The sequence below is a fragment of the Sphaerisporangium perillae genome (genome assembly GCF_023276435.1).
In the GTDB taxonomy this organism is placed as follows: domain Bacteria; phylum Actinomycetota; class Actinomycetes; order Streptosporangiales; family Streptosporangiaceae; genus Sphaerisporangium; species Sphaerisporangium perillae.
In genome coordinates this window covers 112031-124418 of sequence record NZ_JALLPO010000011.1, presented here as the reverse complement: position 1 = coordinate 124418, position 12388 = coordinate 112031, and the positions used below count along the sequence as shown (strand labels likewise).

The window sequence follows — 12388 nt, the reverse complement described above, 5'->3', positions numbered from 1 at the left end:
CATTGTTAGCTCGTAGTTTGGTACCTGAGTTGAATCCGAGTTCAACAGATCCTCACGGCCCCGCGTCGCACGGAAATACGCCGGTGGCCGGGGACGGCGCGACCGCGGCGCTGGTCGCTGCCCTGTCCCAGGGGGCGGGCGTGCCGGGGAATCACACGGTCGTGCGGTTCCACCCACTTCCGCCCATCGAGGCCACGGCCGGTGAACGCGGGTTCGACGTCGACCAGACCAACCGTTCGGTGGTCGTCGACGAGCGGGTCGTCGTCAAGTGGCTCACCCCGCCCCCGCCGCTCCCCCAGCCCGCACCGGAGATCTTCGCCCACCTGACGGCGGTCGGCTTCACCGCGACCGCCCTGCCCTATGCCGCGCTGTCGGCGCCCTCGCCCGGCGGGACCGAGACGCTGGTCGCCCTGGTCACCGCCTACCTGCCGGACGCCACGGACGGCTGGGAGTGGTGCGTGGACGAGGCCGTGGCCGGGCGCACCGCCTTCGCCGCAGACCTCGGACGGCTCGCCGCCGACCTGCACGCCGCGATGGCCACCCCCTCGCCGGACTTCCCCGACCCGGTGCGCACCGCAAGTCCGGGCGAGGCGTGGGCCGCGCGCGCCGGGCAGGCTCTGGCCGAGGCGCTCGCGCTCACCGATGGCGAGGACGGCGCCTGGCTCGCCGGGCACGCGCGCACCCTGTCCGGCCTGCTGGAGGCCCTCGGCCGCGTGGAGGCCACACCGCTGATCCGCATCCACGGCGACCTGCACGTCGGCCAGACGCTCCGCTGGCGTGAGGGGTACGCCGTCATCGACTTCGACGGCAACCCCACGGTCGCCGGCGCCGACCCGTTCCAGCCCGCCGCCCGCGACCTCTCCCAGCTCCGCACGAGCCTCGAGCACGTGGCCCAGGTGGCGATCCGCCGCCGGGACGCCGACCCGGCGCGGGCGCTCGCCTGGGCCGCCACCGCGCGCGGCGTCCTGCTCCGCGCCTACCGCGAGGGGCTTGCCGCGCACGGCAGGCCGGCGCTGCTGGAGGAGTCGCTGCTGGCGCCGTTCGAGATCGAGCAGGAGTGCCGCGAGCTGATCTACGCCGCGCGGCACCTGCCCCGCTGGCGCTACGCCCCCATGGGCGTGCTGCGGAGCCGCTTCCCCGGCGACCCGCGGCCGCACCCCGCCGCCGTCGAGACCGTCCCACCCCCCGCCGAGGAGATCGCGTGAACCCCGAGCTTTACCTGGCCGACCTGGAAGCCAAGCCCGCGGCGCTCGACGCGCTCGCCACCGCCCTGGAAGAGGGGGACCCGTTCGACGGGCTGCCCGAGAACCCCCGGCGGGTCGTCTTCCTCGGCATGGGCAGCTCCCGCTACGCCGCCGGGGTGGCGGCGCTGCGGCTGCGCGCCGCCGGCGTCGACGCGGTCGCCGAGTACGCCTCCGCCGAGCTCGGCCACCCGCCCGCGCCCGGCACGCTGGTCGTCGCCATCTCGGCCACCGGCGCCAGCCGGGAGACCCTGGACGCGCTGGAGCGCCACCACGGCAGGTCGCCGATCGTCGCGCTCACCAACACCCCCGGCTCCCCCGTCACCCTCGGGGCCGACCTGGTGGTGGACATGGTGGCGGGCGAGGAACGCGGCGGCGTCTCCTGCCGCACGTTCCAGCACACGCTCGCGCTGCTCCTCGCCCTGCAGGCACGGCTCACCGGCGTCAAGGCCGACCTCCCCGGGCTGGTGCGCCGCGCCGCCGACGCCACCGGCGACCTGCTGGACCGCAGGGGCACCTGGCTGGCCGACGTCCTGGAACTGCTTTCCGGGCCGCACGGCGTCTACACGATCGCGCCCGCCGAACGGCTGTCCTCGGCCGAGCAGTCGGCGCTGATGTTCCGCGAAGGGCCGCGGCGCCCCGCCGACGCGTGCGAGACCGGCGACTGGGCGCACGTCGACGTGTACCTGACCAAGACCCTCGACTACCGGGCCGTCCTGTTCCCCGGATCGCGCTACGACGAGCAGGCCATGGAGTGGGTGCGGCAGCGCGGCTCGACCGTGCTCGCGGTCGGCGGCACGGTGCAGGGCGCCCGCGCTCTCAGGTACGCGGGCGACGGCGACCCCGAGGTGGCCCTGCTGACGGAGACCCTGGTCGCCGAGCTGGTCGCGGCGACGTGGTGGGCCGGCTCGGCCGGTTAGCTCGGTCGGCTCGGCCGATCGGCTCGGCCGCGCGGGCCGGTCAGTTGGTGCGGCCGTACGCCGATCTAAGGGTCAGGACGTACTCCACGAGCGTGATCAGGGTGGACTTCACCGCGTCCCTGGAGCGCGCGTCGGTGCGCACGATCGGGATGTGCGGCGCCAGCGTGAGGGCCTCGCGGACCTCCTGCTCGACGTGCGGGTAGTGCCCGTCCCAGCCGTTGATGCCCACGACGAAGGGAAGCCCGGCCTCCTCGAAGTAGTCGATGGCCGGGAAGCAGTCGGCCAGGCGCCGGGTGTCGACCAGGACGACGGCGCCGATCGCGCCGCGGACCAGGTCGTCCCACATGAACCAGAACCGGTGCTGCCCGGGCGTGCCGAACAGGTAGAGGATCAGGTCCTGGTCCAGCGAGAGCCGGCCGAAGTCCATCGCCACCGTGGTCGTGGTCTTGTGCGGGGTCAGACCCAGGTCGTCGATGCCCGCGCTGGCGTCGGTCATGACCGCCTCGGTGGTGAGCGGGAGGATCTCCGACACCGCTCCCACAAAGGTGGTCTTGCCGACGCCGAACCCACCCGCGACGACGATCTTCGTCGACGTCAGCGCGGGGCCACGGCTAGAGCCTGCGAAGTCCACTGAGAACCCTTTCAAGCAGGTTGTGGTCCGGTTGTCCCTGGTTAAGCCGCGGCAAATGCAGGCGCACCAGACCTTCGTCGGCCATATCCGCGATCAGCACGCGGGCCACGCCGAGCGGCACCCGCAACAGCGCGGAGACCTCGGCGACCGAACGGACGGAGTGGCAGAGCACGATGATCGCTTCTTGCTCGGGAGTGAGCAGAGACAAATCATCGCCCATTATGGGGGCCGATGAGACCAGAGTTTCCATCGCGAGGTGGTAGTTCGGCTCTGCCCGGCCCCCGGTGACGGCGTACGGACGGAAGAGAGGCTCGTCCTCGTTCCCGTCACCCTCGAGCATCACCGGATCCTGGAGGTCTGCAACTCGGCGCGGAGGGCCGGGGTGAGCACCTGGCCCGCGCGCTCGACCAGCAGCGTCATCTGGTAGGCCACCAGGCCCATATCGCAGTCGGGCGACGCCAGCACGGCCAGGCAGGAGCCGTCGCTGATCGCCATCACGAGCATGATGCCGTACTGCATCTCCACGACGGTCTGCGTCACGCCGCCGCCGTCGAACACGCGCGAGGCGCCCACGGTCAGGCTCAGCAGCCCCGCGGCGACGGCCGCGAGCTGGTCGGCCCGGTCGGGCGGGAACCCGTCGGAGTTCGCCAGCCGCAACCCGTCGGCCGAGACCACGACCGCGTGCGCCACGCCAGGTGTGCCGCTCACGAACTCCGTGATCAGCCAGTCGAACCTGCGTGCCTCGTGACTCAGCTCAATCACGAGCCCCTCCTCATCAGTACCGCGTCAGTCAAGTTGGTCGGTATCGGTGTTGCGGGACGCCGTCTCCGTGATGTCCGCCCGGCCTCGCTGGATCCCCTGCTGGAACCGCGACATCCGGGCACGGATCTGCTCGGCGGACACCTGCGGGGGCGGTGAGGGCGCCGCCGCCGGAGCGGACGGGCCGGTGACCGATCCCGGCACAAGGTTGGCCTTCGGTGTCCTCTTCGGCAAACCGGACGAAGTGATCCCTCCCAGAGTGGGATCCTTCACCGCGTCGGCCGCCTGCCATCCGCTGTCGGCCGTGGAGCCCCATGCCGCTCCGCCGGTGGCGGGTCGCGAAGGCTCGGGTGCCTGCGGAACGGGCTCGGCGGGACTCGCCTGCCCTGCTCCCTCGAACCGCTCCACGCGCGGTGCCCCTCCCGTTGCTTCCGGGCCCGCCGGCGCCTGGCCCCGGGTCGCGGCGATCTCGCCGGGGTCGGGACGGCGGAACCACGCCGACTCGACGGAGGCGAAGATCGGCAAGAACTCGTCACCCCGCTCCAGCCGCGACTCCGCGCCGCCGGGCGTCACGGGGCCGGTGCGCGGCCCCTCAGGCCCGGTCCGCGGTCCCTCGGGTCCGGTCCACGGTCCCTCGGGTCCGGTACGCGGGCCGGAGGGCGTGAAAGGTCCCGTCCGGGGCCCGGTGGTCGGGCCGACCGGCCCGAACGAGGACTCGTCGGACCGGTGGGACGGGTCGGCGGCTCCGGACGCCGGGACCGGGCCGGTGTGCCCGGGGACGGGCCCGGTAGGCGCGGGCCCGCCGAAGGCCCCCAGCGGGCGAGGTGTCGTCGGCCCTTCACCGGCCGAGCCGGGCGAGGAGCCTGTGCCGTTGGGAACCGGGAACGAGCCTGTGCCGTTCGGGGCCGGGTAGGAGCCTGTGCCGTTCGGGGCCGGGTAGGAGCCTGTGCCGTTCGGGGCCGGGTAGGAGCCTGTGCCGTTCGGGGCCGGGTAGGAGCCTGTGCCGTTCGGGGCCGGGTAGGAGCCTGTGCCGTTCGGGGCCGGGTAGGAGCCTGTGCCGTTCGGGGCCGGGTAGGAGCCGGTGCCGTTGGACTGCGACCCGGCGTTGAAGGCGGAGGACGACTCGCCGCCCTGGCCGCCGGGACCGGACCCGTTGGGCGCCCGCCCCGCGCCGGACGCGGGCGTGGGGGTGTCCTGGGTGGCGCCGCGCTGCGGCAGCACCGGCCCGCGGCCGCCGGCCACGGTGATGAGCTGTGGCGGGAACAGGACCATGGCGATGAGGCCCGCCGAGTCGCCGCGCCGGAGCTGGACGCGGATGTCGTGGCGCAGCGCAAGGCGGCCCACCACGAACAGGCCCATGCGGCGGGACACCGAGACGTCCACGACGGGCGGATCGGCGAGCCGCCGGTTGACCTCGGCGATCTCCTCGGCGGTCATGCCGATGCCCGCGTCGCTGACGGCGAGCAGCGCGCCACCGCCCTCGATCATGCTGCTCGACACCACGACGCGGGTGTTGCCCGGCGAGAAGGCGAGGGCGTTCTCGACCAGCTCGGCGACCAGGTGGACCACGTCGTTGGCCGCGTGTCCCGCGATGGCCGAGTTGCGGTGGACCTTGACGCTGACGCGCTCGTAGCCCTCGACCTCCGACAGCGAGGCCCGGACCACGTCGACCAGCTTGGCGGGCTGGCTGCGCTTGCGCGCGGCCTCGTGCCCGGCCAGGACCAGCAGGTTCTCACTGTTGCGCCGCATGCGGGTGGCGAGGTGGTCGAGCTTGAACAGGTCGGCCAGGCGCCCGCCGTCCTGCTCGCCGCGCTCCAGGCCGTCGATGAGCGAGATCTGCCGCTCGACCAGCGTCTGGATGCGCCGCGAGAGGTTGACGAACATCGCGTTGACGTTGCCGCGCAGCTGTGACTCCTCGGCGGCCAGCCGCAGGGCCTGGCGGTGCACCTCGTCGAACGCGGTGGCGACCTCTCCGATCTCGTCCTGGGTGCCGACGAGGATCGGCTGGACGTCGGCGGCCTCGGCGACCTCGCCGGTCTCGCGCATGCGCCGCACGACGGCCGGCAGCCGGGATCCGGCGATCTCCAGCGCCTCGGACCGCAGCCGCCGCAGGGGCCGGACCAGCGAGCGGGCGATGAGCACCGTGGTGGCCAGGACGAGCAGGATGAGGGCGAGGATCAGGACGCCGGCGATGATCGCGTTGCGCCGCTCGGTGGACTCAAGAGCGGACGCGCGGGCGGCGACCGAGGCCGCGACCTGGTTCTCCACCCGCTGGAGCAGCTCGATGGTCTTGGTGCTGTCGTCGAACCACTGTTTGACGGCTCCGCCGCCCACGTTGCCTTCCCGCACCGGAAGGTTGCGGGAGGCCAGGGCGATGGCCCACGACTTGGTCAGTTCGGCCCTGATCATCTGCTGGCCGCGGAGCGTCAGCGCGAGCAGCATGCCGTTGTCGGCGCCGGCCTCGCCGTTGAACGTGGTCATCGCGGCCTTCTGCCGCGACCGGGAGGCGATGAACTCCTCGAGCTTGTCGGGGGTGAACCGGTCGCCGCGCGCCAGGGTGCCGATCAGCGTGCCGCGCTGCTGGGACGCCTCTTCCTTGGCGTGGGCGAGCGCGCTCAGACCGCGCGCGTCGCCGATGAGCTGCGGGTCCTCGCTCGTCTGGATGATCTCGTCGTGCAGCCGGAGCAGCGAGGCGATCAGATCGTTGTACTTGGCGGCCTGGGCGCCCTTGCGGATGACGGCCATGGTGTCCAGGCGGTTCCCGACCTGCAGGGCGTCCTGGACGGCGCGCACGCCGTACCCGGAGTCGATCTTGACGAGGTCGTCGCGCACCTTGGTCGTGGCGACGTCGACGGTCTTGCGCTGGTCGGCGAGCGCCGTTCTCTGCTGGCGAGTGGTCTGGAACCAGATGGCCCTGTCGCGTTCCAACCCCATCTGCAGGCTGAGGTCGCGCAGATGGCCGGCGATCTCCGCTTCGGCGGCGGTGCGTTGATAGGCGGCGACGCTGTCGATGGACGACACCACGCGCAGGCCGGCGAGCAGCACGCCGACGATCGTGGGCACGAGGATGAGCGCGGTCAGGCGCGCGGGCACCCGCCAGTTGCGCAGCGACAGCCGCGCGACACCGCCGCGCCCGCGCTGGGGGCCGGGGCCGCCCTGGCCGCCCCCTCGCCTGTGCCGCTTGGTGCCCGTGACGGGCCCTGGCTGGAGTGTGGTCTTGGTCTCGGTTTCCATCATGCTCACCGCGCCACCCCCCGCGTTCTTCCATGCATGGATGACGGCATGGCTGATAGGTACATAACCGGGACAATTCGACCACAAGGTCACCAATGCCGAGGACAGAACCGGGACACCCAACATAATTGTTATGAATTCCGGAGCGTTCTTGGCTCTGCTGACCTGCGAAGTCAGCGCAGAGCCGCGAGCACGTGCTCCCGTACCTGCGCACGCTGCGCAGCGTCGGTGATGGGCTGTCCAGATCTGTCGACCACGTAGAAGACGTCCACCGCCTCCGCGCCGAGAGTCTCCACTCGCGCGGCCCGCACGTCAAGGTTGCATTCGCCGAAGGCCCGGCCGATGCGCCACAGAAGACCTGGACGATCATGCGCCCGGACCTCGACGACGGTCGCCGTCTGGGAGGCGTCGTCGACCAGGCTGACCCTCGGCGGGGCGACGGGCACCCGCGCCGGGCGGACCGATCGGGTGCGCCGCGCGAGCCTCTGCTCGATGTCCAGCCGGCCCGCGAGCACCAGGCGCAGATCGGCCTCCAGGGTCGCCGGGTCGGGCGGCGTGCCGTACTCGGGGATCACCGAGAACTCGATCACCGCCGTGGAGGACGCGGACGCGGCCGAGGCCGAGCGCACCACCATGCGGTGCGCCGCGAGCACACCGGCCGCCCGCCAGAGCAGGCCGGGCCGGTCCGGCGCCACCACGGTCACCGCGCCGCCGTTGACGCGGATCGCGCCGCCGCCGTGCCTGGCCAGGGACGCCTGCTGGGTGGACAGCGTGGGCGCCGGCGCCGGCGGGCTGCCCGACAGGGCGGACCGCACCTTGCGGACCAGCTCGGAGACCAGGGACGCCTTCCAGGAGTTCCAGGCGGCCGGCCCGGTGGCGTTGCCGTCGGCGACGGCAAGCGCGGACAGCAGTTCCAGGACCTCCCGGGAGCCGACCGCGTCGGCGACCCGCGAGATGGTGACCGGGTCGTCCAGGTCGCGGCGGGTGGCGGTCTCCGGGAGCAGCAGGTGGTGGCGGACCACGGTGGCCAGCGTCTCCACGTCGGCCGGGACCAGCCCCATGCGGGCACCGATGTCCCTGGCCACGATCTCGCCGGTCGTCGAATGGTCGCCCGGCCAGCCCTTGCCGACGTCGTGCAGCAGGGCGGAGATGAGCAGCAGGTCGGGCCGGGACACCTCGCGGGTGAAGGACGCCGCGCCCGCCGCCGTCTCGATGAGGTGGCGGTCGACCGTGAAACGGTGGACGGGGTTGCGCTGCGGGCGGTGCCGCACGCGCTCCCAGTCGGGGATGAGCCTGACGATGATGCCGGCCTGGTCGAGCTCCTCCCACACCGGCACGGCCGCGCGCCCGGCGCCGAGCAGCGCGACGAGGGCGTCGCGGGCCTCGTCCGGCCAGGGAACCGGCATCGCCGGCGACTGGGCCGCGAGCACCGACACCGTGGCCGGAGCGATCGGGAGCCCCGCCTCGGCTGCGGCCGCCGCCGCCCGCAGCACCAGGATCGGGTCGTCTTTGGGGTTGATGCCGCGCGCGAGGACGACCTCGCCGCCGTGCTCGACCACGCCGTCGGCCAGCGGGCGCCGCCCGCGCGGAGCCGGCCCGGACAGCAGGCGGTCCACGGTGCGCCACGTCGCGTCGAAGGCGTGGGAGACCGTCCGTCCCGCCTCCGCCAGGCGGCGCATCAGGGCCTCGGCGTCCAGCAGGCCGAGCGCCCCGGCCACGGCGTCCTGCTCCTGGAGCACCAGGCGGTCGGCGCCGCGCGCCGTGACCAGATGGAGCCCGTGGCGGACGTCCAGCAGGAACTCGTAGGCCTCGCGCACCCGCGGACCGGGCGCGGAAGCGACCCAGGCGGCGGCCACGGCCTGCATGGCCTGCACGTCGCGCAGGCCGCCGCGGGAGTCCCTGAGGTCGGGTTCGAGCAGGAAGGCCAGCTCGCCGGAGGACTCCGCGCGCTTGTCGGCCGCCTCGCGCAGTTCGCCGAGCCTGCGCCGGGAGTCCGCCCGCCACTCGGCGAGCACGGCCTCGCGGGCCGCCCTGGTCAGCTCGGGGTCCCCGGTGATGTGCCGGGCCTGGATGAGCCCGAGCACCGCCTTGAGATCTTCACGTGCCACCTTGGTGGCCTCTTCGACCGTGCGGACCGAGTGGTCGAGCCCCAGACCGGAGTCCCAGATGGGGTACCAGATGCGGTCCGCGATGCGGCCGATGTCGTCCTGCCCGTTGTGGAGGAGGACCAGGTCGAGATCGCTTCCCGGCGCCAGTTCCCCTCGTCCGAGGCTGCCGACGGCGACCAGCGCGATGCCGGTCCCGGCCAGAAGCGCACCGGCCCCCGTCGGCGGTGCGCCGGGCCCCCCGAAGGAGGCGCCGGCGCCGCCGCGATCCTCTCCGGGCGCGAACCCGCTCTTCGCCCCCCCGGGCCCGATCCGGCCTTCCCGTCCGTACGGCTGTGGACACGCCGTGCGGAACAGGTCGGCCAGCCAGCGGTCGATGTCCGCGGCCCGCTCCTTGCGGGCCGCGGCATATGAGCGAGCGTCGCCTCTCATCATCCGGTTAGAGGGCCTCCGGTCCGCGTTCTCCCGTGCGCACCCTCATCACGGTTTCCACGGGGACCGACCAGACCTTGCCGTCGCCGATCTTGCCGGTCTGGGCGGCCTTGACGATGACGTCGATGACGTCCTCGGCGTCCTCCGCCTCGGCGAGCACCTCCACGCGGACCTTGGGCACCAGGTCGACCTGGTACTCGGCGCCGCGGTAGACCTCGGTGTGGCCGCGCTGCCGGCCGTAACCGCTGGCCTCGCTGACCGTCATGCCCTTGACCCCGAACTGCTCGAGGGCCGCCTTGACATCGTCGAGCTTGAAGGGCTTGATCACCGCTGTGATGAGCCTCATGCGTCTACCTTCTTCGCCACTGATGGGACTGGACCGTTCACTGAGGCCACGCCCGAAGCGTGAACGGAGCCGAGGTCGTAGCCGGTCTCGGCGTGGGTGGTGATGTCGATGCCGGTGACCTCGTCCTCTTCAGTGACCCTGAAGCCCATCGTCTTGTCAATGATCTTGCCGATGATCCAGGCGAGGATGAACGAGTAGAGCCCGACGACGACCGGGCCGAGGACCTGGCGTCCGAGCTGGGTGAACCCGCCGCCGTAGAACAGGCCCTTGGCCTGCGGGTCCAGGAACGGGTAGGCCGCGAGGAAGCCCAGGGAGATGGCGCCGAGCGCGCCACCGACCAGGTGGACGCCGACCACGTCGAGCGAGTCGTCGTAACCGAGCTTGTACTTCAGGCCGACGGCGTACGCGCAGACCGCGCCGGCGACGAGCCCGAGGACCACGGCGGCCCAGGGGTCGATGAATCCACAGGCGGGCGTGACGGCGACCAGACCGGCCACCGCGCCGGAGGCCACGCCGAGCGTGGTGGAGTGCCCGTCGCGGAGCTTCTCCACGAGGATCCAGGCGCCGGCCGCCGCGGCCGTCGCGACCTGAGTGTTCATGAAGGCCAGGCCGGCGGTGCCGTCGACCGCGAGCTCGGAGCCCGCGTTGAAGCCGAACCAGCCGAACCACAGCAGGCCGACGCCGAGCAGCACGAGCGTCAGGTTGTGCGGCCGCATCGGGTCCTTGCGCCAGCCGCTGCGTTTGCCGAGCACCAGGGCGAGCGCGAGGCCCGCCGCACCGGCGTTGACGTGGACCACCGTGCCACCGGCGAAGTCCTCGATGCCGAGCTGGGTGAGCCAGCCGCCGCCCCAGACCCAGTGCGCGACCGGGAAGTAGACGAGCGTCGCCCACACGACGGAGAACACGACCCAGGCACCGAACTTGGCGCGGTCGGCGATCGCACCGCTGATCAGGGCGACGGTGATGATGGCGAAGGTGAGCTGGAAGGCCGAGAACACCAGGCTCGGCATGCCGGTGCCGTCATCCTTGGTGGCGGTGTCCACCAGGCTCTGCAGCCCGATGGCGTCGAGCCCGCCGACGAACTTGTTGAGGAAGTCGTTGCCGTTGACACCGAACGCGAAGGAGTGCCCATAGAGCACCCAAGCGAGGGTTACGGTGATGATGCTGACGAACGACATCATCATCATGTTCAGGACGCTCTTGGCCCTGGTCATGCCCCCATAGAAGAACGCGAGGCCTGGGGTCATCAGCAGCACCAGCGCGGTGGCCGCGAGCATCCAGGCTGTGGTGCCGCTATCGATCTTCATTCGATGCGACCCTCCTTACAAATGGCGTGTGGCCGATTTCTCCCGCAGTGGGCGCTCCAGGGCTTCATTGACCGGCTGCGCACTGACGTTGGGCGAAAGCGTGTTCTTCTGCCGTTTCAGGTCTGGACCTGGCGTGTTTCACGTACGTGAAACTCGCGGCAGGGATGTTTCGGCCACGTTTCGGAGGGTCGGTGAAACGTTATCGGCGCGTCCCAAAGGACGCGCCGTGATGGGTGGACCGCTCTGCTAGGCCGCGGCCTGGGCGAGCTTCCGCAGGCGGGCGAGGGCGTCGCGTTCTATGCGGCGCGCCCGGTCACGGCCGATGCCGTACCGCTCGCCGACCTCGGTGAGGGTGTGCTCGCGTCCGTCGACCAGGCCGTAACGCCAGCGCAACATCTCGCGGGTGCGGCCCTCCAGGCCGTCCAGCCAGACCTCGAGGCGCTCGCGCTCCAGGGTGTCCATGGCCTGCTGCTCGGGGTCGGCCCAGGTGTCGTCGGCGATCATGTCGCCGAGCTCGGTCTCGTCCTCGTCGCCCACGCCGAGTTGCAGCGACACCGGGTCGGAGGCCCAGCGGCGCAGCTCGCGCACCCGCTCGATCGGCAGGTCGAGGACCTCGGCGAGGTCGGCGTCGGTCGGCTCGGCGTCCATCTCGGCCATCATGTCGCGGCGGACCCGCATCAGGCGGGTCATCTGCTCGCCCGCGTGGGTCGGCAGGCGCACGGGCCTGGCCTGCTCGTGGATGGCGCGGCCCACCGACTGGCGGATCCACCAGGTGGCGTAGGTGGAGAACTTGTAGCCCCGGCGGTAGTCGAACTTCTCCACGGCCCGCACCAGGCCGAGGTTGCCCTCCTGCACCAGGTCGATCAGCGGCATCCCCCTGCCGGAGTACTTCCTGGCGACGGCCACGACCAACCGCAGGTTGGCCTGGATGAACTCGTCCTTGGCGCGCTGGCCCGACACCGCGAGCCGTTCGAGCTCCTCGTCGGTGGCGTCAGAGGCCTTCGGCTCCGGCACCCCGCTGTCCAGGAGCTGCTCGGCGAACAGGCCCGCCTCTATGCGCTTGGCCAGCTCGACCTCCTGGTCCGCACTGAGCAGCGGCACCCGCCCGATCTCGGCCAGGTAGGTGCCGAGCAGATCTCTCTCGGCCCCCTGCTGATCCTGCGCCCGATTCCCCGTCGGCCTTGCCATTCCTATGGCACCTCGTCTCGCCGCGCCCGCCCTGTTGTGCGGGTGAGTCCGTCCCGCCGGCCATCGATGCCGGTGTCGCGTCCTCTCCCCCTCTTCTGCCCGGATCAACGTCCAGTCCAAGGCAAAGATTCCCAAAAGAGATACGACCAGAGAATGGTTTCCGGCTCATCCTCAGGTATGAGTTCTCCCCTGAAGAGCTCAGGGATGCCCCAGGAAAAGGCCGTT

Annotated in this window: 10 protein-coding genes; 2 read left to right on the top strand and 8 right to left on the bottom strand. The window is 71.9% G+C overall.

Annotated elements, in window-relative coordinates; all coding sequences use genetic code 11:
• The first annotated feature begins 83 nt into the window (after window positions 1–83).
• A complete protein-coding gene (locus tag MYF83_RS13055) occupies window positions 84–1205 on the top strand; it encodes a hypothetical protein (protein ID WP_248960545.1) in 1122 nt (373 codons plus the stop codon).
• The gene (locus MYF83_RS13050; protein ID WP_248960544.1) at window positions 1202–2161 is read left to right on the top strand and encodes an SIS domain-containing protein; all 960 of its coding nucleotides are present in this window, start codon (window positions 1202–1204) and stop codon (window positions 2159–2161) included. The genes MYF83_RS13055 and MYF83_RS13050 overlap by 4 nt, the downstream gene beginning before the upstream one ends.
• Before the next feature lie 40 nt (window positions 2162–2201).
• Here the strand turns inward: MYF83_RS13050 and MYF83_RS13045 are convergent, their stop codons facing one another.
• From MYF83_RS13045 to MYF83_RS13010, 8 genes are all read right to left on the bottom strand, one after another.
• The gene (locus tag MYF83_RS13045; protein ID WP_248960621.1) at window positions 2202–2759 is read right to left on the bottom strand and encodes a GTP-binding protein; all 558 of its coding nucleotides are present in this window, start codon (window positions 2757–2759) and stop codon (window positions 2202–2204) included.
• 13 nt (window positions 2760–2772) lie between these two features.
• On the bottom strand, window positions 2773–3132 hold the full coding sequence (locus MYF83_RS13040; protein WP_248960543.1) for a DUF742 domain-containing protein: 360 nt from the start codon (window positions 3130–3132) through the stop codon (window positions 2773–2775).
• Complete coding sequence (locus MYF83_RS13035) at window positions 3132–3554, bottom strand: roadblock/LC7 domain-containing protein (protein WP_248960542.1); 423 nt, start codon at window positions 3552–3554, stop codon at window positions 3132–3134. The genes MYF83_RS13040 and MYF83_RS13035 overlap by 1 nt, the downstream gene beginning before the upstream one ends.
• Before the next feature lie 24 nt (window positions 3555–3578).
• Window positions 3579–6788, bottom strand: a complete 3210-nt coding sequence (locus MYF83_RS42645; RefSeq protein ID WP_279339481.1) for a nitrate- and nitrite sensing domain-containing protein — start codon at window positions 6786–6788, stop codon at window positions 3579–3581.
• Between the two features lie 170 nt (window positions 6789–6958).
• Window positions 6959–9325, bottom strand: a complete 2367-nt coding sequence (locus tag MYF83_RS13025; protein WP_248960541.1) for a [protein-PII] uridylyltransferase — start codon at window positions 9323–9325, stop codon at window positions 6959–6961.
• A 4-nt stretch (window positions 9326–9329) separates the two neighbouring features.
• A complete protein-coding gene (locus MYF83_RS13020) occupies window positions 9330–9668 on the bottom strand; it encodes a P-II family nitrogen regulator (protein WP_248960540.1) in 339 nt (112 codons plus the stop codon).
• Window positions 9665–10975 carry an ammonium transporter gene (locus MYF83_RS13015; protein ID WP_248960539.1) on the bottom strand — a complete coding sequence of 437 codons (1311 nt, stop codon included), beginning with the start codon at window positions 10973–10975 and terminating at the stop codon, window positions 9665–9667. The genes MYF83_RS13020 and MYF83_RS13015 overlap by 4 nt, the downstream gene beginning before the upstream one ends.
• Window positions 10976–11221: 246 nt before the next feature.
• Window positions 11222–12163: a sigma-70 family RNA polymerase sigma factor gene (locus MYF83_RS13010; RefSeq protein WP_248960538.1), complete on the bottom strand. Its 942-nt coding sequence runs from the start codon at window positions 12161–12163 to the stop codon at window positions 11222–11224.
• Window positions 12164–12388: the final 225 nt, after the last annotated feature.